The sequence below is a fragment of the Mycolicibacterium gilvum genome, assembly GCF_900454025.1.
GTDB lineage: Bacteria > Actinomycetota > Actinomycetes > Mycobacteriales > Mycobacteriaceae > Mycobacterium > Mycobacterium gilvum.
Genome location: NZ_UGQM01000004.1, coordinates 1 through 22,691 on the forward strand (window position 1 = coordinate 1; position 22,691 = coordinate 22,691).

General features: G+C 66.2%; 24 protein-coding genes. 12 read left to right on the forward strand and 12 right to left on the reverse strand.

The features are described from left to right. A partial coding sequence (locus tag DYE23_RS29155; protein ID WP_070948170.1) for a ParA family protein occupies positions 1 to 807 on the forward strand: 807 nt, incomplete at its 5' end. Further along, positions 804 to 1,211: a hypothetical protein gene (locus DYE23_RS29160; protein ID WP_115329174.1), complete on the forward strand. Its 408-nt coding sequence runs from the start codon at positions 804 to 806 to the stop codon at positions 1,209 to 1,211. The genes DYE23_RS29155 and DYE23_RS29160, both read left to right, overlap by 4 nt. 176 nt (positions 1,212 to 1,387) lie before the next feature. Here DYE23_RS29160 and DYE23_RS29165 read toward each other — a convergent pair whose 3' ends face one another. Continuing rightward, positions 1,388 to 1,645: a type II toxin-antitoxin system RelB family anti-toxin gene (locus DYE23_RS29165; protein WP_115329175.1), complete on the reverse strand. Its 258-nt coding sequence runs from the start codon at positions 1,643 to 1,645 to the stop codon at positions 1,388 to 1,390. Positions 1,646 to 1,971: 326 nt separating this feature from the next. On the opposite strand from DYE23_RS29165, the gene DYE23_RS29170 reads away from it, so the two are divergent. Beyond that, entirely contained in the window at positions 1,972 to 2,178 is a 207-nt protein-coding gene (locus DYE23_RS29170) for a hypothetical protein (RefSeq protein ID WP_115329176.1), read from the forward strand. A 200-nt stretch (positions 2,179 to 2,378) separates the two neighbouring features. On the opposite strand, the gene DYE23_RS29175 is transcribed toward DYE23_RS29170, so the two are convergent. Further along, entirely contained in the window at positions 2,379 to 2,606 is a 228-nt protein-coding gene (locus DYE23_RS29175) for a hypothetical protein (RefSeq protein ID WP_115329177.1), read from the reverse strand. A gap of 83 nt (positions 2,607 to 2,689) precedes the next feature. Between DYE23_RS29175 and DYE23_RS29180 the strand changes: the two genes are divergently transcribed. The 6 genes from DYE23_RS29180 (at position 2,690) to mobF (ending at position 9,441) form a co-directional block, all read left to right on the forward strand. Then, the gene (locus DYE23_RS29180) at positions 2,690 to 2,977 is read left to right on the forward strand and encodes a hypothetical protein (RefSeq protein WP_115329198.1); all 288 of its coding nucleotides are present in this window, start codon (positions 2,690 to 2,692) and stop codon (positions 2,975 to 2,977) included. Between the two features lie 11 nt (positions 2,978 to 2,988). Beyond that, positions 2,989 to 3,309 (forward strand): hypothetical protein, encoded by a 321-nt coding sequence (locus DYE23_RS29185; protein ID WP_115329178.1) that lies wholly within the window; start codon positions 2,989 to 2,991, stop codon positions 3,307 to 3,309. 32 nt (positions 3,310 to 3,341) lie between these two features. Next, a complete protein-coding gene (locus DYE23_RS29190) occupies positions 3,342 to 3,725 on the forward strand; it encodes a hypothetical protein (RefSeq protein WP_147292307.1) in 384 nt (127 codons plus the stop codon). Between the two features lie 149 nt (positions 3,726 to 3,874). Further along, positions 3,875 to 4,240: a hypothetical protein gene (locus tag DYE23_RS29195; protein WP_235660668.1), complete on the forward strand. Its 366-nt coding sequence runs from the start codon at positions 3,875 to 3,877 to the stop codon at positions 4,238 to 4,240. A gap of 418 nt (positions 4,241 to 4,658) precedes the next feature. Beyond that, on the forward strand, positions 4,659 to 5,747 hold the full coding sequence (locus tag DYE23_RS29200) for a rep protein (RefSeq protein ID WP_115329181.1): 1,089 nt from the start codon (positions 4,659 to 4,661) through the stop codon (positions 5,745 to 5,747). 346 nt (positions 5,748 to 6,093) lie between these two features. Then, on the forward strand, positions 6,094 to 9,441 hold the full coding sequence (mobF, locus tag DYE23_RS29205) for a MobF family relaxase (RefSeq protein ID WP_115329182.1): 3,348 nt from the start codon (positions 6,094 to 6,096) through the stop codon (positions 9,439 to 9,441). Between the two features lie 12 nt (positions 9,442 to 9,453). Here the strand turns inward: mobF and DYE23_RS29210 are convergent, their stop codons facing one another. Genes DYE23_RS29210 through DYE23_RS29220 form a run of 3 tightly spaced genes read right to left on the reverse strand, consistent with a single transcriptional unit; the run spans position 9,454 to position 13,177 of the window. Further along, complete coding sequence (locus DYE23_RS29210) at positions 9,454 to 10,200, reverse strand: hypothetical protein (RefSeq protein ID WP_115329183.1); 747 nt, start codon at positions 10,198 to 10,200, stop codon at positions 9,454 to 9,456. Next, positions 10,197 to 12,650: an EspK C-terminal domain-containing protein gene (locus DYE23_RS29215; protein ID WP_115329199.1), complete on the reverse strand. Its 2,454-nt coding sequence runs from the start codon at positions 12,648 to 12,650 to the stop codon at positions 10,197 to 10,199. The genes DYE23_RS29210 and DYE23_RS29215 overlap by 4 nt, the downstream gene beginning before the upstream one ends. Continuing rightward, the gene (locus tag DYE23_RS29220) at positions 12,650 to 13,177 is read right to left on the reverse strand and encodes a hypothetical protein (RefSeq protein WP_115329184.1); all 528 of its coding nucleotides are present in this window, start codon (positions 13,175 to 13,177) and stop codon (positions 12,650 to 12,652) included. The genes DYE23_RS29215 and DYE23_RS29220 overlap by 1 nt, the downstream gene beginning before the upstream one ends. A gap of 174 nt (positions 13,178 to 13,351) precedes the next feature. Here DYE23_RS29220 and DYE23_RS29225 point away from each other — a divergent pair, with 174 nt between their 5' ends. Next, positions 13,352 to 13,960, forward strand: coding sequence for a hypothetical protein (locus tag DYE23_RS29225; protein ID WP_115329185.1), 609 nt, complete (start codon positions 13,352 to 13,354; stop codon positions 13,958 to 13,960). 94 nt (positions 13,961 to 14,054) lie between these two features. Here DYE23_RS29225 and DYE23_RS29230 read toward each other — a convergent pair whose 3' ends face one another. Both DYE23_RS29230 and DYE23_RS29235 read right to left on the reverse strand, forming a co-directional pair. Next, positions 14,055 to 14,936, reverse strand: a complete 882-nt coding sequence (locus tag DYE23_RS29230) for an ImmA/IrrE family metallo-endopeptidase (RefSeq protein ID WP_115329186.1) — start codon at positions 14,934 to 14,936, stop codon at positions 14,055 to 14,057. Continuing rightward, complete coding sequence (locus DYE23_RS29235) at positions 14,929 to 15,285, reverse strand: helix-turn-helix domain-containing protein (protein ID WP_115329187.1); 357 nt, start codon at positions 15,283 to 15,285, stop codon at positions 14,929 to 14,931. The genes DYE23_RS29230 and DYE23_RS29235 overlap by 8 nt, the downstream gene beginning before the upstream one ends. A gap of 121 nt (positions 15,286 to 15,406) precedes the next feature. On the opposite strand from DYE23_RS29235, the gene DYE23_RS29240 reads away from it, so the two are divergent. Beyond that, positions 15,407 to 15,610 (forward strand): hypothetical protein, encoded by a 204-nt coding sequence (locus DYE23_RS29240; protein WP_115329188.1) that lies wholly within the window; start codon positions 15,407 to 15,409, stop codon positions 15,608 to 15,610. A 249-nt stretch (positions 15,611 to 15,859) separates the two neighbouring features. On the opposite strand, the gene DYE23_RS29245 is transcribed toward DYE23_RS29240, so the two are convergent. Together DYE23_RS29245 and DYE23_RS29250 are read right to left on the reverse strand one after the other, a co-directional pair. Further along, positions 15,860 to 16,429: a recombinase family protein gene (locus DYE23_RS29245; RefSeq protein WP_115329189.1), complete on the reverse strand. Its 570-nt coding sequence runs from the start codon at positions 16,427 to 16,429 to the stop codon at positions 15,860 to 15,862. A 167-nt stretch (positions 16,430 to 16,596) separates the two neighbouring features. Continuing rightward, positions 16,597 to 17,610, reverse strand: coding sequence for a dioxygenase family protein (locus DYE23_RS29250; RefSeq protein ID WP_115329190.1), 1,014 nt, complete (start codon positions 17,608 to 17,610; stop codon positions 16,597 to 16,599). A gap of 274 nt (positions 17,611 to 17,884) precedes the next feature. Here DYE23_RS29250 and DYE23_RS29255 point away from each other — a divergent pair, with 274 nt between their 5' ends. Next, a complete protein-coding gene (locus tag DYE23_RS29255; RefSeq protein ID WP_011896149.1) occupies positions 17,885 to 19,201 on the forward strand; it encodes an IS256 family transposase in 1,317 nt (438 codons plus the stop codon). Between the two features lie 97 nt (positions 19,202 to 19,298). On the opposite strand, the gene DYE23_RS31865 is transcribed toward DYE23_RS29255, so the two are convergent. The 3 genes from DYE23_RS31865 to DYE23_RS31020 form a co-directional block, all read right to left on the reverse strand. Then, on the reverse strand, positions 19,299 to 19,655 hold the full coding sequence (locus DYE23_RS31865) for a hypothetical protein (RefSeq protein ID WP_172527963.1): 357 nt from the start codon (positions 19,653 to 19,655) through the stop codon (positions 19,299 to 19,301). A 441-nt stretch (positions 19,656 to 20,096) separates the two neighbouring features. After that, positions 20,097 to 21,692 carry a phosphomethylpyrimidine synthase ThiC gene (gene thiC, locus DYE23_RS29270; RefSeq protein ID WP_115329200.1) on the reverse strand — a complete coding sequence of 532 codons (1,596 nt, stop codon included), beginning with the start codon at positions 21,690 to 21,692 and terminating at the stop codon, positions 20,097 to 20,099. 831 nt (positions 21,693 to 22,523) lie between these two features. Next, complete coding sequence (locus DYE23_RS31020; protein WP_172527964.1) at positions 22,524 to 22,670, reverse strand: hypothetical protein; 147 nt, start codon at positions 22,668 to 22,670, stop codon at positions 22,524 to 22,526. Positions 22,671 to 22,691: the final 21 nt, after the last annotated feature.

Consider the following 22,691-nt stretch of genomic DNA (forward strand, 5'->3'; position numbering starts at 1 on the left):
ATGACTGTTTCCGCGGATAAGCAGTGCGAAATCCTGGCCGTGGCGCTGCAGAAGGGCGGCGTCGGCAAGACCACCACCACGATCAACCTGGGCGCGAACCTGGCCGCGATGGGTCTGCGCGTCCTCGTGATCGACATGGATCAGCAAGCGCACAGCACCAAGGGGCTCGGCATCGAACTCGACGCCGAGGACGCCTCCATGTACGAGGTCCTGCACCCGGACCGGGCGATGCGCGTCCCGCTGGCCAAGGTCATCGTTCCGACGCAGTTCGGCATCGACGTCGCGCCCGGTCATCTCGCGCTCAAGGAGCTCGAGCGAACCGGGCTCGGATCGGGCGGCCAGTTGCGGCTCGCGCGCCAGCTCGACGACATCGAGGGCTACGACTTCGTGCTCCTGGATTGCCCGCCGGCGTTGGGGGAGCTGACCACCGCGGCGCTCGCGGCGGCCGATTACGTGTTGGCCGTCCTCAAGGCCGGCCCCGACGAGGTGGACGGCCTGGTGGAGCTGGGCAACTCGATCCTCGACGTTCAGGAAACGCTCAACCCCGACGTGGAAATCCGGTACGTGCTGCTGGCCGACTTCGACGGCAACCCGAAGGCGAGCAAGGACGTGCGTCGTCAACTGCGTGCCGACTGGGGGGAGTGGTCTGACGGCGGGGCCTACTTGGGCGAGATTCCGCACACGGTGCGAGTCGTGGAAGCCAAAGGCAAACGCGTGCCGGTCAACGTGCACGCCCCGACCAGCACGGCGGCGGTGGCCTATCGCGAGGTCGCGGAACGCATCGCGGCAAGGCGGCACGCAGCATGAACGCCGCATCGAAACCCACCGGATTGCAGGTCGGCTCCACCCGTCCGCTGTCGCGGGCAGAGCGACGCGCCCAAGCCGCACGGGTCACCGCCGACGACACCACGGTCAACGAAACCGCGCCGGCCGAGCCGGAGCCGCAGAACACCGATATCCCGCCCGCGCACGTGATGACACCACCCGGTGGTGAGCAGGCGACTCAGCCGACCGAGCCGGTTCGGCTGAAAGCCCGTCAACGCAAGGTGAAGAGTCCGTTCGCCACACAGCTGCACGCGGGGACCCTCGCGCGGCTCGAATGGATCAGGGCCCACGGATACGTCATCACCGACACCGTCGACGAGGCAATCAACCGCTACCTAGACGACGCCGGCATTCCAAAGCCGGACCGCAACGACCGCATGCCCTGAACGCGTGGGCAGCGTAAACCCCCACTTCATCGCCGTGACTGGTGGCGAACATGCGTGGCTCTCACCGCCCATCAATCGAGGGCGTCACGGGGTGGCCCACACCCTCCTTCAGGGCTGACGCAAAGTCGTCCTGATTCTCTCGTCGACGCTCCAGTTCATCTCCGCTGAGGCGGTCTTCAGTCGCGTCGAGCACATCGTCGTGTGCGTCGTAAGGCGACCAGGCAGATCCGCATTTCCAAGTCGATCGCAGCGAGGACACGCGCCAGCAGAGGCAGCGACGGCTGACGTGCACCGGACTCAATCCGGGCGATGGTCGATTGGGCGACCCCGGCCACATCGGCAAGCTCGCGCTGCGTCATGCCGCGCTCAAGGCGCGCCAATCTCAGCACGTTGCCGGCGAGGCGGTCGACGACCGCGCTCTTGGTAGGACCCATCCCTGCCACCACTCCATGATGGCCAATACGGCATCAGACTGTTCGATGGCTGGCCCCCAGACACCCCTTCTCGGCGATGCCGAACATTCGGCGATCAGCCGCTGCACCCCGCAGGTCTACACCTGTTCAGGCGAGACCTAGAACTGCCGCGACGCCACACGACGGAAACGAGCTCTAGGGCCGGTACTTCCCCCGTGTACCGGAACCACGACGAGAAAGGTGCGGCCAGTGCCCTGTAAAGCACGCTGTGCCAGCGCACAAGAAGAGAGCGGGACGACAGCCAGCTCCAGGAGCCATCTCCTGACCACCGAACAAGGAGACGCCCAATGAGCGAATCCATCCTGATCGTCGTAGCCGTCATCGTCGTGGCGATCACGGTCCTGGGCCTGGCGATCTGCTTCCTCGCGGGCTACCTGGCCCGCATTCCCGACTGCAAGGTCACCATCGGCGAAGTCGGCCGAGCGATCGGCGCCATCGTCGGGGTTGGCCTCGAAGCGGTGGCTGCGATCATCACGTCCGTGCGACGACCGTGAGCGCCCACCGCCGCATAGGGGGAAGGGGAGCGGACTTCCTCGGCCTCGATTGTGGCGAACAGTGGATGGTGGCCGTCAAGGCCGGTAACCGCCGCTGCGCGGTCGACCTACGGTCGAGCCTGGACAGCCACCACCCACCGCGCAAACGGGCCAGTACGAGGAAGCCGGGTGGGAAACGCTGGCCAGGCTCAGGGGGCGAGCTACTCGGACGGGGGCACCCCGGCACGGTCCAAGAACTCGTTGAGCGCCGCATCCACAATGTCGGTGACTGCGTACCCCCGGTCCTTCAACACCTCCACGCGCTGCTGCGTGCCCGGCCGCACATAGGTGTTCAACGGCACCTTCTGCTGCCGCTTACGCAAGGGCAGCGCACTACCGGCAGCGTCGGGCGCACCCCCGTCGAGAGCATCCCCAGCCGAATCGGGCATGCACGCATCCTACATGCATCCCTAAAAGTAGATTGCATGCAAATTGCTTGCATGTATGCACGCACGCTCTTACAGTGGTGAACATGGAAACCCTCGGCACGGTCCAAGACGACGTGAGTGCGGTCCGGGACTTCGCATCCCAGGTCCGTGCGCTGTGTGCGCAGCTGACAGCCAATCCGTTCAACACCCCCGCCGCAGAGAAGCTCCTCGATCTGCTCCTGGAGGACGCCCCGGCAGTGGATCTCGCCTTCGAACGAGTGCTGCGGTCAGTGATCCACGGACCCGCATCGACCGGCGCCCCGATCCTGGACATGCTCGGCGACCCACGCTGCACCCCGCACGCCGCGCTCGTCGTCGGTGCGGCGGCCTAAAGTCGGCCCTGATGAGCGCACCCTCGCCGCCGCCGAAGCCAGGCTCCACCGAGCACTGGCAGGCATGGCTGCAGCGGTACGGCGGTGACTACACCGATGACGCCGAGCGCCGCGCCGCCTACCGGGACTTCACGACAAACCTCGACACCATCCAGGCCGTCTTCTCCCCGTCCGATGACATGCACGTCGCCGGCTACCTCGAAGCCCACGAACGGGTGGCCAGCGGCGACGCAGACGGCCCCGACGACGCCGAGGTATGGGTTCCAGGCGATCTCACCGGCCACGCGCGAGCGGACTGGCTCGAAGGCTTCCGCTCCCACTTCGAGCCGTAGGCCCCGGCACTGGCGAGGAGGCGGTCGGAATCGTGACATCACGCTTTCCGGCCCGCACCGCACGACCGCGCCGCGTGCGCTCCTGCACGTCCGAGACCATGCCGCCACCTGTCGATCCGGCAATTCACCGCACCGTCCAGGCGGTCTACACCACAGATCTCGGGCTACCCGAGGACTGGACCACCGACCAGCGGACCGAGTTCATCCGCGACGAGGCCGACCGAATCACGTGGATAGCCCGTGCCCACGCCGCCACTCTCGGCGACCTGAGCATCCGCGACTGGACTTGCCGACACCACGGCCAGGTGCCAGACCCACTGACGCAGAATGCATTACGCACCGAGGCCCGCGCCCAAGCCGTGCGCCAGGTCCTCAGCACCGAGCTATACGAATTGATCGTGACCGACGACTGGTGACGAATCGAGCCGCGGCCCCGCACGGACCTCGCTCCGCGCTGTTCCAGAAACAGCCGTGTGCGCCTTGGCGTGTCGCGCGTTTCCAAAACGGTTTCGATGCAAGGGTGTGCAGTATGGCTCGCCCAAGCAAAGGTGACCGTGCAGCCCACATGGTCAAAACCCATCCGGCCGTCACCCAACGCCTCGTCGAGAAAGCCGCCGCCGCTGGCTCATCCTCGGTTACTCAGTACGTCGCGGACGTGCTCGCCCTGTACGCCGAAATGCCTCAGCACGTCCGTGAACTCAACAACCAATCAGCGCTTACGGTTCCGCGCACACTCCCGCCGCTTCGCGGCGACGTCTATGGACGGATCATGGTCCGCCCGCATCGCGAAGTCTCCGAACGCCTCACAGTACAAGCGCCGGGCTACAAAGTGCCGCCGTACATCGCCGACATCCTCTCCGTACACGTCGGACTGCCCGAGCACGCCCGCACGCGCGACGACGCCGAGGAGGTTCTGCCGCTGGCGATGTGATCACCCGCCAAGACCTCAACTTTGCTGGGGTCTTGGCCTACGTGACATCTGAATAGCTGGTGTGCGGATTCTCCCGCTGACATGACGAAGGCCCCGCGTTAGCGAGGCCCTGTCGGGGGTTTTGAACCGAGCTGGAACTCGGTTCCGGGTCCGCACCCATTCCCCGAAGGGATCTGTCTTGGTGGACAGTTCTCACGGTAGCGCACGCCCTGGAGCTGCACCAGCTTCGCCGCGCGATCGGTGCGCAAACCGTGACCTCTTTAGCGCTCGCGCACGTCGGGCGATCGGTGCGTGGCCGACGCCGCTTGGCGCGGCTGTAGCCCCGGCTGCTCCCAGCCCGCATGTGGTGCGTGCGCTGGCACACGAGCGTCGCCGTGACTGGGTGACGCGCGCCGGCTCCTGCGCACCGTCTGCCCCGATGTGGACCAGTCGCGCCGGCTGGCTCGACGGGCTGTCGCGGTGGGTGCACTCTCCGGCGTTCGGTCAGCTGTGCGCGCAGGTGCGGGTGTCGATCACCACGGCCACGCTGTTGTCGGTCGCCACGGTGATGGCCGAGCACGCCGACCACGCCACCGGCCGCCACGTCGCCGTCACCCGCGCGACAATCGCCGACAAGGTGGGCTGCGACGTGCGCACCGTGACCGCCGCCTGGCGCGTGCTGAGGGCCTCCAGATGGGCTGTGGAAGCGCAGCGGGGCCACGGTTCGACAACCACCCCCAGCGTCGGCCGTCGACCCTCGGTGTACCACCTGGTGCCGCGTCGCGAAGCCCGTCCAGTGACCCCACCGCTCGTGCATGATTTCCACCTACCGCCGTCAGGCGGTGTTGGTTGTTCTTCTCCCGTAGGGAGTTACTCACCAAGCGGGCGCGTGAGCGCGCCCGCCAACCGATGCTGCGACAACACGCGACAAACGCGGCCGCGGCGCGCTACCGCGCGCCCGCTGGCCACCCAGAAACTCGCCGCTGGACTGGTGGCGATCACGCACGGTCTCGATCGCGCCCACATCGGTGCCATCTGCGATGCACTCAGCGGCGCCGGCGTCGACCCCGCGGTGTGGTCCGCGCGTGCGGTCAACGACGCCCTCAACGCCGACATGCGCGCCCGAGGAACGACCTGGCCCGACCACATCGCCAACCCCGGTGCGTTCCTGGCCAGCCGGTTGCGACGGCTGTCCTGGACACCTCCCGAGACGGCGCCCAAAAAGGCCGGCGGCTGCGCCGCCGCCAGCATCGACCAGACGCCGCGCCCGGTGGTGCTCACCGATGCAGCGCGGGCCCGGATCACCGCCGCCCGAGAAGAGATCCGCCGGGTCCTCGCCGAGCGCGCCCAACGCCCCCGTGAGGAACACACCAGCAGCTCGCCCGCCGCGTCGTCGCGGCGCGACATCGGGCTGTCGGTCCAGACACGGCACGGCGGCGCGATGAACCGACTCGCAGCAGACCACCGCGCGGTCCGCGGAGACGCGATGGAACGCACCGTTGAACGTTCGGGTCGACGACGCGCCTAGTGGTTGCGAATCGGCGCGCTGACGTTGCGGCCAGACGCGACTCTCAGCAGCTTCCACTGACGGCCTTTTCGTCGTTTCTCACTCACGTCTTCCGCACTGCCTCCCGCTTTCTTCCACCCTCTCGCTGTTCCATCTTCGCCCGCTCACCCCATCTCCGCTGCCCTCTCACAACCCACCCCTGACCCTCTCACAACCCACCCCTGACCCTCAGTGCTACCGTACCCACCGTAGCAACATGGCACATTTGCACAAAATGTGCGAGGCTGGGCGGTAGCGCGCCGTGGGCGCGCTACCGCGAGAGCGGTGTGGTCCCGAAAGTCCTGGTGGCGGGAGGTGTGGCGGCGCGGTGTTGACGATCGCCAAGCTCGGCCAGTGGTCGGTGTCGTATTACGTCGATACCGCGCGGTCGGCGGTCGCGGCGGCGTTGGAATCGCGGGCTGCTGGTGGGGGTTTGGGCGAGTACTACAGCGAGTCTGAGACGCGGCTTCCGGTGTGGCTTTCGGCGGGTCGGGACACCGCCGCGGCGCAGTGGTTGACCGGTGCTGGCGGCCCCGGTGAGAGCGCTGATCTGGACGCGGTGACGCGCTGGCTCAACGACGGGGAATCACCGTGCGGGGCCACTGGGCGGGCGTTCCAGAAGCGTGCCGGGGTGCACGGTTTTGACTTGACGTTTTGTGCGCCCAAGAGCGTGTCGTTGATGCGTGGCTTGGGTGACGATGTGACCGGCAAGGCGGTGGCTGACGCGCACGCCTTCGCGATCGCTGAGGCGATGGAGTATCTGGCCGAACATGGCGGCTACACCCGGGTCCATAACCCGCGCACCGGGGAGAAGGATTTGGTGCGGTTACCGGGGATCGTGGCGGCGGGTTTTCAGCACGAAACCTCCCGCGCCGGGGATCCCCATCTGCACACCCATGTGTTGGTTCCCAACCGGCAAGCCCGCGCGGACGGGCGACTGGTGTCCCTGGATGGGACGAGCCTCTATCACGAGGCGAAGGCGGCCGGGATCATCTATCAAGCCACGCTGCGGCGCGAGCTCACCCGCTCGATTGGGGTGGAGTGGAACGAGGTCGATCCGCGCACCGGGATGGCCGAAATCGCCGGAGTAAACCGTGGCGATCTGTCGTCGTGGTCGACCCGTGCGACGCAGCTGCGCGAGTGGGCGAGCGGCCATCTGCGGGTGGAGTGCGACGAGCTTTCGGCGGCGCAGCTGGCGACCGCGCAGAAGGCCACCCGGCCGCGGAAACCCGAAGGTGTCGCGTGGGCGGCGCTGCGTGGCGGGTGGGCCGCCGACAAGCGCACTTTTCGGGTCAACATTGACGCCCAACGAGCCGCGCGAGAAGCGCGCCGGCGGGCCGGTGTGGACTACGCGTCGGTGGTGCGTCGCGCGGTGTCGCATGGCCTGACGAAGGCGGCGTTCACCCGCGCTGATTTGGTCGAGGCGATCGGCGCCCGGCTGCCGGTCGATGATGCCGATGGACCGTCGCCGCGCGAGGTCATCGAGCGCCTGGCCGATGGTGTCGCACTGCGCATCGGAGATGAGCGGGCAGCGCATCAACGCGAAGGGTCAATTCGCTACACCGCCGCCGATTTGATCGCCGAAGAACGCGCCATCATCGAGCTGATGGGCCGCCGCGACAGCGCCGCAGTATTGCCCGCTGTGGACACCGCGGGGCTGTCGCCGGACCAAGCCCGTGCCGTCACCGCCGTCGCGACTTCAGAGCGGCTTGTGCAGCCTCTCAGCGCCCCGGCAGGGGCCGGGAAAACGCACTCGCTGCGGGCGCTGCGCGCCGCGGCGCACGAGGCCGGGAAGCGGGTGTTGGTGGCCGCGCCAACCGGGCGCGCGGTCGACGTGGCGGTGCGCGAGCAGGCCGGCGACCACGGGGCCACCCTGGATGCTTTGTTGGGTCGCCTCGAGCGCGGCGAGGAGGTCCTTGAGGCCGACACCGTGGTCGTCGTCGACGAGGCCGGCATGGTCGGCACCCAACACCTACGCGCGTTGCTGGAGGTGGCCACCGCCGCGGGAACAAAGGTGGTTTTGGTCGGCGATGAGCACCAGCTCGCGCCGGTCGCTCAACGCGGCGGGACGTTCGCTCAACTCGTTGCCGATCTGCCGTGGGCGCAACGCCTGTCGCAGGTGTGGCGGATGCACGACCACCGCGAGCGGGATGCCTCGCTGGCCGTACGGGATGGTGGTCCGGCCGCGTTGCGCCGCGCGGTGGGCTGGTATCGCCGCGCCGAGCGGCTGCACACCGGGGATCAGGTCACCATGGCCGACGACGCCCTCGCGGCCTGGAAGGCCGACATCGCCTCAGGACACGATGCGCTGCTCATCGCGGACCGCTGGGAAATGGCCGACGCCCTCAATATGCGCATTCACTCCGAGCGAATCAGCGACGATGCGCCCACCGTGGCCGCGGCCCGCGGGCACCGCCTGGCAGCCGGCGACGTGGTGATCACCCGCCAAAACACCACCGAGATCGACACCTACACCGATCACACACTGGAAAAATCCGCGGACCCGATCCGCAACGGACAGCGCTGGGAAGTTCTCACCGTCGACACCGACAAGGGGCGGATCGCAGCGCGCCGCCTCGACGACGGCGCGATCGCCGCACTATCGGACGATTACCTGCGTCAGCAGGTCCACCTCGGCTACGCGGTCACCGTGCACGCCGCCCAAGGCGTCACTGCCGACACCTGCCACGCCCTGCTCTCAGCCGAGGCCGCCACCCGCTCGATCACCTACGTCGGCCTAACCCGTGGCCGAACCACCAACACCGTCCGCCTCTACGACACCCGCGCCGGGGAAGCCGACCACGAACACGCCGAGACCATCCCCGGTCAGCACACCGCCCGCCGGGGCACCCCGGCTGAGGCCGCCGCCGCACTGCGCAGCGTCCTGGGCCGCGACGACCGCGCGGCCACCATCGCCGCCGCCGCTCGCGGCGCCGACGAGGACCGGTTGCCCGAGCCGGTCGCCGAGCTACGCCGTTACCACTGCACCGTCACCGCCCGGCTGCGCCGCGAACACCGCATCGACCGCTACAGCGCCCAAGACCACAGCACCCGTGAACGTGCGCACGCTTCCGATCGGGCGCTCGTCGAGGTCCTGGCCGCCGCCACCCGCCACGCTGACCCGCTCCCCTTGCCCGGCCCGCATCCCGGCCCGATTACCGCCGCACTCGCCGCTCCCAAAGTGGTGGCCACCCTGGCCGCAGACCACGACGAACCCGAGCTGGCCGACACCCTCCACGCCGCCGCGGTCGCCGCCGGCCGAGCCCACGTCCGCATTCCCGCGACACCGGAACCGGGCCACCTCGACCTCGCTCAGTTGGCCGCGCGCATCACCGACCACCCAGCACCACACGGAGCCGTCGTGGTCGTCGAGGACGCCACGACCGCCGACCCCGCGCACCTGGCCACGGTGGCCACCGCTCTTGTCAGCGCGCACGGCCGGCTCCTGCTTATCGATAGCGGAGCGCCCGGAGCCGCTCGCCGTCTCCTCGACGGCCTGGCCCTGCCGTGGGCTGAAAACGCCCGTCCCGCACCAGACATCGACGATCCGGTCCTGGCCGCCGCCGCTGACCGTCACCGCGCTGAGGCTGCTCGCAGCTGGCGTGTCCTGACCACTCCACCCAGCCGCGACCGTGGACGCGACCGGGACCGGGGATATGGACTGGACTTCGACTGAACGACGCCGTGGTCAGGCAGTGTCTGCGAGCCAGGCTGCGTGCGCCGCACGGCACGTCGCGACGGCCTGAGGATCGATCACCTCGATATCGCGCAACACCGCTTCGCATTCCTCGACGGAACAGCCCCACTCAGTGAGCGCTTTGAGCCACGCCACCAAGGCCCGAACAGAGCCGTTCTCATCGGTCATTCTGGCCCAGATCCGGCCATAGGTGGCGGCCACACTGTCCCGGAACGCTGCACGCACCGTGTCATGGGCTATATCGAACAGCGCTTGAGCCTGCTCCGCGTACGTGTCGAGCTGCGGTATCCCAAACTCACGTTCCAGCACCGATGGTGCGGCGAGGGAAAGTGCAGTACGCCAATGTTGTTGCGCTGTTTGAATTTCGGGATTCCGCCAAGATGGCCGCATGAAAACTAAGTACTGGCCGCCCTCGGCGTAATCGGCATCTCGCCAATCGGGGTCACGGCCAGGTATCCCCACCATCGATGTGGCTCTCGACGTGGTGCGATCCCAGGCCAACACAGGAGGATCAAGAGAAGCGTTGGCGCACAACATCTTCAACGCCGCACCGACCTGCTCTAGCTTGTCGGCGTACCTCATCAATGGGTAGGTCGGCGGCGACGAGGCGTCTGCGGGCGAAACGTGAAACTCCCGCGCCCACAGAGATGCTTGGTCGATGGTGTTGGCTAACTCGGCATGCCAGCGCTCCAGCTCGACCCTCCAGGCCGCGCCATCCGCACCCTCTGGTGTCGTCATCGAGGAGCCTCATACTGGAGGTCCTCTTCGACGCTGACCAGAGCCTTGGCGATCACGTCGCGTAGACGAGGGGCGTCGCCGGTCGCGGCCGCGGCGTAACACATGTCGGGGAGCGGCAACGGGCGCCGAGCCCACCCGCCGATGTGTTCGGCCGTACGCGCGACAAGCCAGTGCGCCCGGTACCGGGCACGCTCCTGGAGGGTGTCGGCGGGATTGGCGGTGCTGCCGTTCACGAACGCCGGCCGGAAGATTGCGGTGGTGGCGTTGAAGCTCTTGGCTTCGGCGTCGTATTCCGCCCACTGCTGCACGGTGGGTTCGCGGTCTGCGCCCCTGGCCATCCAGACCTGGCGTATCGAGTCGTGGATGCCGTCATCGATCGCCTGAGCCTGAGTGGTCGCCGAGTGGATCAACGATGCGCTCACCCCTGAGATGATGCGGTCCTGAAAGATCGGGTCGGCCTCCATGACGCGCAGCAGCCGTGGGTACACCTCGGGCCACAGCACCGCCAGGCGGTGTTCGTGCATGCCGTCCAGGACCGGTGCGGGGACCTCGACGCCCTCTTGCCGCCACGGGTTGGTTTGGCGCGTGCACGAGGGTGGGTGTTCGACCCCGGCATCCCGCAGCACGTTCACCACGCCTGTCGTCGCGGCCGCAACCAGACGCCATCCCGTCTCAGCGCGCAGCTGCGCGTACTCGATGAGCACACGCGCCGGGTCTCCCCACCCGAACCAGAGTTGCCGAAAATGGTCGTCCACCAACGGATCTGTGGACAGCACTCGCACGGAGCGGGGAACGAAAACGCCCGCCGGGATGTAACTCGCCCCGTCGTTGGAGGTGATGACGGTTTCCGTGCCGCTCGGGGAGCGGAATACTCCTACCGCCCATTCAATGGGGTACTGGACTTCTTGAGCCGCGTGCTGAAGCTTGTACGCCAACTCCTTGGCGGCCGCGGCGTCGGCGGACTCGCGGCGCTCGCGCGCCGCCGCGGTCTGGCCCGCGGCGACGACGCTGGCCGGGATCAGTGTCGGGCTCGCAGCCGCACTCGCTGCGGACGGGGCGGGCGCTGCCGGGGCATTGGTTGAGCTGAGGGTGCCCGCGGGCATGGTCGGTGCCGGGGGCGGCGCGCCCGCTGGGGGACCCATCGAACCGGGCGGCAGCATCATCGGCGCACCACCGCCACCGGTACCCGTACCCGCCCCGGTAGGCGCGGCAGCCGGGACGGCCGGGGACACCATGCCCGGCTGCGCCGCCGCTGGCGACACACCACCGCCAGGGACAGCCAACACCGGGGGTGCCGCGTGCCCACCACCCGCCGAGAGGGCCGGTGACGGACTCGCCGGGGCTGGAGGCGGTGCAGACGGTATTCCGCCGCCCATCCCCGCTGTCGTCGCCATTCCCTGGTTGAACGCCGACGACAACGGCGGCGCGCTGCCCGCACCTGACGCGACTCCCGAGTTCGGCAACCCACTTGCCGCGCCCGGCATCTGACCGACACCGCCGCTCAGCGGATTAGACCCCACCCCCGGCATGCCGCCACTGCCCAGGCCGCCTGGCATCTTCGGAGTCCCGCCACCGGAACCCATCCCGCCGCCGCCGCTCCCCAGCCCGCCCATCGACGGCACACCACCACCGCCCAGCGGTGTCGCCGGCCGCGGCGTAGCAGCTGCTCCCGGTGTCGCCTGAGTAACCGGCCCCGATGCAGCAAGTCCCTCATCGCCCACAGCAGTGCTGCCAGTCCCGGCATCGGCGCCTGGAGTGACCCCAGGCTGCGTGACGGAGGTACCTGCTTTGTCGGTCGGTGCCTCTGCCGGGGGTCTGGGCGCATCCTCGCCGGCTGTGGGCTTCTTGGTGTCGCTCAGTGGATCGTCGCCTTGGGCGATGCCCGGTGACGGTTGGTCGAGAGGCTGGGCGGGTGGTGTAGCGGGGACCTCGCCCCATTTCGTCAAAAGGCTGAGGGCTCTTGTGTTTTCGCTACTCCTCTTGAAGGAGGTGTGAGCGGCCATAGCGGCCGTAACCCCCGCCTCGGTCTGATACATGGCAACGCCGTGGTACTCGGCAACGAGCGCTTCGGCCTCGCCAGGCAGCTTCGCCGCGGCGATTTTGGGATCAGCCTCACGGATTAGCTGTTCTTGGCCTGCACGCGTGTCACGGAGCACCGTGGCGATGTCAGCGCACTTGTTGGCGCACTTGTCGTGCCATTCGGCGATCGTTTTGGCTTCCTCGGCCAACACCGCACCGGCCCGGTGGGCTTCGTCGAAGCCCTGGGAATCGGCGGCATCGCGAAACTGCGCGTTGTCGGTGACGATCTTTTGGTGGATGCCGTCCCACGCCGTCGCGCCAGCTCGATAGGTCTGCTCCTGGGCGTCCCAGTGCGCGGCATCAGGTGGCTCCATGTCCGGCGTGACTATCAGCCGCCCATACGAACCCGCAGATCCCCCAGCGGCCGGCATCAGCGCAATCCGCATTCATCTCGGATGACACCGATCAGATCGTTGCCGCGCTGCTGTTCGTGATCTGCCTGCTCCCAGTGACGCATATTCAACGCGTGCAGCATGTCGATACGGGCGTCGATCCAGTCGCGCAGCGGCTTCTCAGTCGAAAGCGGTGTCGCAGCACTCATTTGAGAACGCAGATAGGAGACGGCAGCCATTCCGGTTCGCTTCTCTGTCGCCAGCGCTTCAACGCTTTCGGGACTACGCCAGCTCTGTTCCAGAGCTTCGGCACTCGCTCTACTCGCCAACGCCGTTGATCGCGCTGACCGCTCCCAGGCAGAGCATGCAGCGGACTTCGCCGCCTCAACCTCGCTGCTGCTGTAGGTGGCCGGCGGAGGTGCGACGACGTTGACCGTGTGCTGCGCGGGTTCGACGGTGCGGACCAGGGCCAGGCCGCTGGTCACCGCTGCGCCGGCAGCCAGCACTAGTGCTGTCGCAGCGACGGCCACCCCCGTGCGGTGGGGCCGCCGGTACCCCATCGTCATAGGACGACCGTATCGCGACTGGCAGACATCGAGCCACCGCCGGAGCCACATCCAAAAACACGAGTTTACGCAGCTCATGTCATCTATAGGCAACACCGAGCAACTCGGTGGTGGTGCGGCAGTTCGCCCGGGCGCGGCCGGGAATCGTCGGTAGCGGCCAGTACGGTCGAGCGCATGGGATCTCTCTTGGAGTACGTCGCTTACGACATGCCCTCCGAGTTAGGTGCGGCCGTGCGAGCGACAGCTACCGCGGCAATGGACAACGCGTTTGACGAGGTGCTTCCCCAGGGAGTCACCCCGATACCGCAGGTGTTCGTGTTCGACCGCTTCGGTGAACAGCAGTTGGTCGGACACATCATCTGCCGCGGGTATGAACGAGGCTCGGACGCCGCGCAGGCGGTGGCGCATCTGGGCAGAATTGCCGCCGCAGTAGCGGGCACCGACCTGCTTGTGACGTGGGAGGAGACTGACCTTGACGGGCCGTCTCCAGCAGCTCCGGCGTTCGCGATTCTCGAAGCCGCCTTCGATTACCACGCCCTTACCCTGGTGCCCTTCTACCAGCGGAGGGTCGGTCGGGCGCTAGACGGCCAGGCCAGGGTCGAGGTCATCCGGGACCGACCGACAGATACATACGGTGGCGCAGCGCTGCCATCGTCGGTCCACAGTCTGCTGCACCTGTGGCGCACCTGCCTGGCCACCTACGACTGGGACTATTCACAACAGGTCGTGGCCGACGCTGTCCAGGCCGGCTACGACATCGCGCTCTCTACTCCGAGGGGTTGAGCCGGGATCGGTCGGCCCGTGACCTATCCCCCGGTCAACGCTAATGTCTCAAAACCGACGGTTATAGAGACGCGAAGCTAACGCGCTTGGCTGCTCAGTCGTCGGCCAGGCGGACGCGGATGGGGCGCAGTAGGCGACGGTGCTGGGGCTTGACCCAGAGCATCATGATCTCCGCGTAGCCGGTGTTCATCGTCTCCACTCGAACGTTGACCCGAACGCCGGCCAGATCGAGCATGGGCACCTCACCGAGCCCGTGGTCGATCGCCGCCAGGAACGGGTAGGCCGATGGGTGCAGGCGTCGCGGATATCGCGTGTTTCCGAAGCGCTCCACCCACTTCGGGGAGCGAGGTGTTTCCTGACGGTCGTAGCTGCCGTCGCTGTTGGGCATCTTGCTCAGGCACAGGACGTGGACGGCGTCCTGGTGTGTTTCAGCGTAGCGCCGAAATGCCGCCCGAAGAGACGATCCGTAGCGTTGGGCGAGGTGGGTCACGCTGGCGACGCCGATCTCCAAGCTTCTGGCGTCGTGGGTGAATCCGTGTCGCTGAAACAGCAGCTCAGCGGCACCCTGATTGGCTTCCTGCTCGAAGAGTCGGTTGGTTGAAGGACTTAACGTCTCTTCGTTGTCGGTGTGGACGAGCTGCTGCTGCCAGGGCAACAGGTCATGGGTGACTTCGTGGAGTTTGACGAAGTTCTTGCGTACCTCGTGGGTGACCAGCTCGCTGACGTGGACGGTGCGCTCACGACGGTCCAGCGCGCCGCGCAGGCCCCGGAATCCGCGGCGAACGAGATCGCGCACCGCCTTGGGCATCGCGGCGAGCACCCCTTCGTCGAGGGTGAAGTCATCGGCCTCCAGAAGGCCGCGCGCCGACACGATGTCATCCACCGGCGTGGGGTACCGGCCGTAGGCATCAGCGGCCTTGAGCAGCGCGTGAGTGCGTTGCTCGATGTCCTGAGCGCTGTCGAGGTCCTCAAGCATTTCGCTGCCGCTGCTTGTGCCGTAAGAGCTGGAGGTACGTGGTGAGGGCCTCCGCCTCCTCCGCGGTGAGGCCCTCGGAACTCAGCGCGTGGGCCAGGGTGTTGCCGTGCGGCGTGCCACCTGGCACGACGTATCCGGCGCGACGCATCAGTTCGAGGTAGTCCGCGCCCAGCGTTTCGGCAAGACCGTGTAGCACCTTCGGCGATGGGCTCTTGACCTCGCCGCGTTCGAGTTTTTGCAGGTAGGCGGTACTGATTCCGGACGGCTCGGCAACGGCTTTCAACGTCTTTCCCGAGAACTCTCGAAGTTCGCGCAGGGTGGGGCCGAGGGAAGCGTTGTCGGTGGTCATAGCACCATTGTAGGCGGCTTTACACGATAGTAGAAACGTCTGATACACTAAAGTGGAAAGGCATTTACCAAAGTGTTAGGCTCTGCTCCACGGGCCGGACGCACAAGAAAGGAAATCGTTAATGGCCAAGGGACATCACCGCAGCGCGGCCACCGGTCGCTACGTCAAGGCGTCCACCGCGGCGCGCAACCCCAAGACCACGGTCACCGAACGGGGTGCCAACCGCAGCAGTGGAACCCATCACCGCAGTGCCATCACCGGCAAGTTCGTGAAGGGCTCCACGGCGGCACGGCACCCCAACACCACGGTCACCGAACGCGGCTGACCACTTCTCCGAGCGGCGGGGGATCTCCGGTCCTCGATGTACCGCCCCGCCGCTCGGAGTGCCTCTCCGCACGCAGAACCCCTCAAGGAAAGTGAGGCCATCATGGCCGTGTCCGTCCCCACCATCACCTGCCCGTACTGTCGATTCACCTTCGTGAACGTCCGGGTCACCAAGCACGGGCTCATCCGTTGCGGCAACTGCGGCAAGACGATGAAAATCTGACTCCGGCAACATGATTGGCTCTCGCAGCTAGACCTCCAGCTGCGAGAGATACCGGTAGGCCGTGGCGCGACTAATGCCGAACGCCTTCGCAAGCTCGGGAACGGGCTCACCGGTCGCCGCCAGCCGACGCAGCTGCTTCTGGCGCTCCGCGGTCAGTTTCGCCGGCTTCGTGGCCGGCAGTTGACGGGCACGCCGAGACTCACGTGAGGCGGCCCGACGCTCACGGCCGAGTTCGAGTTCGAGTTCAGCCAATGTCGCCATGATGGCGGCCACTGCCCGACCGGTGGGCGTGCCGGTGTCCACCCCTTCGCGTAAGGCGCGCAACAGAATTCGACGCTCACCCAGATCCGCAATGGTGCGGGTGACTTCGGCGACCGATCGGCCCAACCGATCGATGGCCGTGACCACCACCGTGTCACCTTCGCGCGCGTAGTGCAGCAGCGCCGCTAAGCCCGGCCGCCCGACGTTCACCGCACCGGACAGCTTGTCGGTGAACACGTGGCCGGATTCAACACCCTGCGCGGCCAGCGCCGCGAGCTGTGCATCGAGGTCCTGACCAAGAGTGCTCACCCGCGCATACCCAAGGATCGTTGTCACGCGTCCACCGTCTCATCAACCTCCGACATCGAGGATCTGAGACACGCGGTGTGAGACGAGAAATGAGACACCGCGACCTGGCGCTATGCGGACTGGGCACTGCTCCGCGGTGCCTGTCTCGTTTCTCTAGAAACGAGACAACGCTGCGGCTAGCAAGCAATGACTAGCTATGACGGGGGTAGTCCGTTCGGGGGCGGTCCTCCGGGGCCGCCAGGTGGACCTGCGGGTGGGGCTCCGGGCGGTGCGCCGTCGCCGGTGAGTTGCCCGCCGGTGGGAGCGGTATCAGTGTCGATGCCTACGGCCAAGGTGACGAGATAGCCGCTGTTGATGTTGCCGCTGACGGTGGCGAGTTGGGTGGCGCCGTTGTCGTCTCCGAAGACGTTGTCGCTGTCAAGGGTTACTTGGGCGAGGTTGGTAACTGATTGTTCGTATCCAGTCTGTGCGTAGACGACATCGGCGACCTCTTTCGGAAGTGCCACTTGAGATGTGGCGATTGCGTTGGCGGGGTCGGTGATGCTTTCCTGGTCACGGTAGACCTCGAAGTGGATGTGCGGCCACCGTCCTAGATAGCAGGCGGGGAAGATGCTGGTGTATGACACTTTTCCGGTGTTGTCGGCGATCTGGACGCCGCGTAGGTAGTTCTGGTCTTCGATGCCCTCGGAGTACAGGGAGTAACCACCGCTGCGGTCGCAGTGCCAGACGTAGACGGCTGCGCCCGCGAACGGGCGGCCGCCGTTGGTGATATCGGTGATCGTCAGTTCCAGCGTCATCGGGACCCCTTCGGCAACGCTGGTGGCATCGCCGAAGCTTGACCGGATATCACTGCGGACGATGCCGCTTTGTTCGAGCACATCCGGGCCGTTTGAGCCGTCACCCGGGTACGGGCCGGCCGTTTCGTCGGGAATTTCGGTCAGCGTGGTCGATGCGCCGGTCGAGGAGGATGCCGGCGTCGACGATGCATCATTCTTCGCGGTTGCACACGCAGCGAGCCCTGCGGCGGCCGCTCCCCAACCAAGGACATGAAGCATTCTGCGTCGGTTCAGTAGTGTGTCGACGTCGAACATCAGTCCCTGCTCATCGATGTCCTCGGTGGGTCTGGGTAGCGTCCGGCCTTGATGCGCGACCCGCCTACGGCGGGTCAGATTGTTTTCCCTCTGCTTACCTTGCTGGCTGAAACTCATGGGCCCCAAAGTAGGTGCGCGAGCTATGTTTCCGCTTTGCGCGCGGGTGGATGTGTCACCGGGGAGCTGTGACTCTATGACGTGTGAGGCCAACCATCGGTAAAGGAACCGCGGGTCGGGGCGGGCTGCACAGCTGGCGGAGCAATGATCAGAACCTGTGGATGAGCCTCGGGATGGGGGCGTGAAAGTGGGCGCACCTTCCCGAGGATGATCTGAAAGTCAGTAGGTCCGATCATGAGCCGGCGTTGGCGCGCTGGTTCGGGAAGGTACGCCCATGCTCACCGTAGTTCACGACGCCGAGGACGCCAACGGCCACGAGGCCTCTGGGCGCTCGTTGTTGGACGAGATCGTCCGCGACGGTGCCCGGCAAATGCTGGCCGCGGCGTTGCAGGCCGAGGTCGCCGCGTATGTGGCCCAGTACGCCGATCAGCTCGACGACAACGGGCACCGGCTGGTGGTGCGCAACGGCTACCACCAGCCACGTGAGGTGTTGACCGCAGCCGGTGCGGTGCAGGTGAAAGCTCCACGAGTCAACGACAAACGCGTCGACCCCGACACTGGTGAGCGGAAACGGTTTTCCTCGGCGATCCTGCCGGCGTGGGCGCGCAAGTCACCGCAGATGAGCGAGGTGCTGCCGCTTTTGTATCTGCACGGGCTGTCGACCAGTGATTTCGGGCCGGCCCTGGAGCAGTTTCTGGGCTCGGGTGCCGGGTTGTCGGCCACCACGATCACCCGGCTGACCAGTCAGTGGCAAGATGAGGCCCGCGCGTTCGCCGCCCGGGACCTGTCGGGCACCGATTACGTCTACCTGTGGGTGGACGGCATCCACCTCAAGGTCCGCCTGGACCAGGAAAAGCTGTGCTTGCTGGTGATGCTGGGTGTGCGCGCTGACGGCCGCAAAGAACTGGTGGCGATCACCGACGGCTACCGCGAATCGACCGAGTCGTGGGCTGATCTGCTGCGCGACTGCAAGCGACGCGGCATGACCGCCCCGGTGCTCGCGGTCGGCGATGGCGCACTCGGGTTCTGGAACGCGGTGCGTGAGGTGTTCCCGGCCACCAAAGAGCAGCGGTGCTGGTTTCATAAGCAGGCTAATGTTCTTGCCGCGCTGCCGAAATCAGCGCACCCGTCGGCGTTGGCGGCGATCAAGGAGATCTACAACGCCGAGGATATCGACAAGGCCCAGCTCGCGGTCAAAGCCTTCGAGGTCGACTTCGGGGCCAAGTATCCTAAAGCGGTCGCCAAGATCACCGACGATCTGGACACCCTGCTGGAGTTCTACCACTACCCGGCCGAACATTGGATTCACCTACGCACCACGAATCCGATCGAAAGCACCTTCGCCACAGTGCGTTTGCGCACCAAGGTCACCAAAGGCCCGGGATCACGCGCGGCCGGACTGGCTATGGCCTACAAGCTCATCGACGCCGCCGCGGCCCGCTGGCGCGCCGTCAACGCCCCACACCTGGTCGCTTTGGTCCGCGCCGGCGCGGTCTTCCACAAGGGAAAGCTGCTCGAACGCCCCACCGAGATCACCCCAACACAGCCGCCCACCGACGGCGCCGAACAACCCGGAACGGAGGTCGCCTGAACAACCCGATCCACAGGTATTGACAATTTCTCCAGCTGGCGCCTAGGGCGGGCTCAGTGTCTCCCAATGTGGAGGCCCTAGCGTGCTGTGAGCGAGATCAATCTCGCTGCTCGATATGATTAGCAAAGGAAGGAAGTCGCCGGTGAATTTCACGCGAATGGTGTGCACCTCGACGTTGGCCGCTGGAGTTGGAGTCGCTGGCCTGCTCGGAGTGGGCTTGGGGGCGGCCAATGCTGAACCCGGCCAGCAGTGCAACGCGCCCAATGCTCCGGCGTGCCAGCCGCAGAACAACGGTCCGCAAGGCAACAACTGGCAGAACCGCGGTATCGACCAAGGGCGACAGGATCATCAACCGTTCACCTACAACGGCCATCAGGTTCAGCCGTTGCCGGCCGGAAACGGAGACGGGTGGGGTTTTTGGTTCCTGGGCCAATGGATCCGACTGTGAACCCATCGCGGTAGTTAAATATTGCCGCTAGTGCGACTGTCCGGCACAGCCGTGAATACGACGATGCCGAGTAGGAGCATCTGGGGCGCCTCGCTGCCAGCGCCAGGCGCAGCAGTGTCTCGATCGGCAATGGCCGCCCGGCGATCCTGCAGCTTTGACCTTGTCCGCCGCGACATCTCCCACACCTGCTGAAGCGGCGTGGTCGTGAACCTCAGCTGCCCGCTAGTGCGCATCGGCGCTGGCGCGCCTGTTCCGACATACGCCCAGGCTAGGCGCTGCGGTGCTCATCGAGTTTGCCGGTTGCTGATGGTCAACTCTGGTAGATCGACCAGCTATCACACGCGAAACAGGATCTGATTAGTCCCGATTCTCTAGAAGCGAGACACCGCGGCTCATCCTCTCCGTTCACGAGAAGTCACGACACGATCCTTTCCACGAAGGCGCGGACTACGCGAGCGGTAGGTAGACGCGGTTGCCGTGGTCGGCGAATTCCTGGGATTTGGCCGCCATCCCCTTCTTTGCATCCTTCGAGTAGGCGTCGCGAACGTCGTGGCTGATGCGCATTGAGCAGAACTTGGGTCCGCACATGGAGCAGAAGTGCGCGGTTTTGGCCGGTGCGGCGGGCAGGGTCTCGTCGTGGAACTCCCGTGCGGTGTCGGGGTCGAGGGACAGCGCGAACTGGTCGTGCCAGCGGAACTCGAAGCGCGCGGTGGACAGCGCGTCGTCGCGTTCCTGGGCGCGCGGGTGGGCCTTGGCGAGATCGGCGGCATGCGCGGCGATCTTGTAGGTGATCACGCCGGTCTTGACGTCGGCCCGGTCGGGCAGGCCGAGGTGCTCCTTGGGCGTGACGTAGCAGAGCATCGCGGTGCCAGCCTGGGCGATGATCGCCGCCCCGATCGCAGACGTGATGTGGTCGTAGGCCGGGGCAATGTCGGTGGTCAGCGGTCCTAGCGTGTAGAACGGCGCCTCCTCGCACAGCTCCTCCTCGAGGCGGACGTTCTCGATTATCTTCTGCATCGGGACGTGGCCCGGGCCTTCGATCATCACCTGCACGCCATGGGCTTTGGCGATGGTGGTGAGTTCGCCCAGCGTACGTAGCTCGGCGAACTGCGCCTCGTCGTTGGCGTCGGCGATCGATCCCGGCCGCAGTCCGTCGCCGAGGGAGAAGGTCACGTCGTAGCGGGCGAGGATCTCACACAGTTCGGCGAAGTGGGTGTAAAGGAACGACTCGGTGTGGTGTGCCAACATCCACGCGGCCATGATCGACCCTCCGCGGGACACGATGCCGGTGACCCGGCCGATGGTGAGCGGGATGTAGCGCAGCAGCACCCCGGCGTGCACGGTCATGTAGTCCACGCCCTGCTCGCACTGCTCGATCACCGTGTCGCGGTACACATCCCACGTCAGGCGGGTGGGGTCGCCATCGACCTTCTCCAATGCCTGATACATCGGTACGGTGCCCACCGGGACCGGTGAATTGCGCAGGATCCACTCGCGGGTGAGGTGGATGTCGCGGCCGGTGGACAGATCCATGATCGTGTCGGCACCCCAGCGGGTGGCCCACACCATCTTGTCGACCTCCTCGGCCACCGAGGAGGTGACGGCCGAGTTACCGATGTTGGCGTTGACCTTCACCGCGAATGCCTTGCCGATGATCATCGGCTCACTCTCGGGATGATTGTGGTTAGCCGGGATCACGGCCCGGCCGCGGGCGACCTCGTCGCGGACCAGCTCGGCGGGCAGTCCCTCCCGCTCGGCGATGAACGCCATCTCGGAGGTGATCTCACCGTTGCGTGCGCGTCGAAGCTGCGTCCCGCGGTCGCGCACCACACCGGGGCGCGCCGGTAGGCCGGCGGCGAGGTCGACCACCGTGGCGTCGTCGGTGTACGGACCGGACGTGTCGTAGAGGTCGAGGTGGTCGCCGGTGGTCAAATGCACCCGGCGGAATGGGACCCGCGCGCCGCCGGGTAGGTCGCGGTAAACCTTCGAACTGCCCGTGATCGGGCCGGTGGTGACGGAAACGGGATCGGACACGACGGACATCTCAAAGCTCCCTACGCCGGCATTACCCGGTCAGGTTCATACGGTCGACGGCCCATTAGCCGTCCTCTCAGCGCACTCAGGTGTGCACTCCCGCGCGGACGCTACGAATTTAGCAGCCCATGTGCAGAGTCGCCGCCCGCACCCGCTACCCGACCGCCTCCTCGCCGCCGACCCAACCGCTTGAACCTAGTCCAGCTGAGACAAGAACTGATTGATCTCAGTTCTCTAGAAACAAGACAATGTGGCCTAGCCCATCGTTGTCGATTGCGTGGGATTTCGGTTCTTGGCTTCACCGCCGCGCCGCTAGTCACTGTCCGGGTTTCTTGATGGGTATAGGACGGTGATGAAGATGTCTCTTACGCTGATGGTGGTTGGAGTGGGCGCCCTGACCGCAGCGGTGTTGAGCTACGCGCTGGGACTCGCCCAGGCGGGGACTACAGCAGGGATTGCGGCACTGTTGCTCACTGGAGCTGGTCTAGCACTGCTCAATCAAAATGGTCGATACGCGGCCCAGCAGCAGCGCACCTGGCCCGGTGACTGAAGTCACCCACCCCGGTTATCCCCGCGCCGATCTTGGAGGTTGCACTCGTCGATAACGCGTCGCCCCGGCATCCCCGGTGGCACCGTCTTGGGAACCCGCGAGCCCGGGGGCGCGGTGGTGGTCGGTGTCGGGAAACCACTTAGTAACTCCGCCACGAGTTCACGCTGGGTCACCCACCGATGAACCCCACCATCAGCCCACCCTTGACGACGATCAATGGCTGCACTTATCCGCTCATCCGAGCGGGCCGATTTGGTGCGGTGCCGCCGGGGTATAGCCGCTCTATGTCTTCAACCAACGAGCAGCCCGACCTTAGTGAGGTGTTGACCCCCGGTGAGGAAGTTCACCCGGATCGCCACGAGCACGCTAAAGAAGGCAAACACCTCGATGAAGCTGAACTTGAGCGACGCACTCAGCACGAACGTGACGTAGTGCACGGTGAACCCACCACCTAGTTG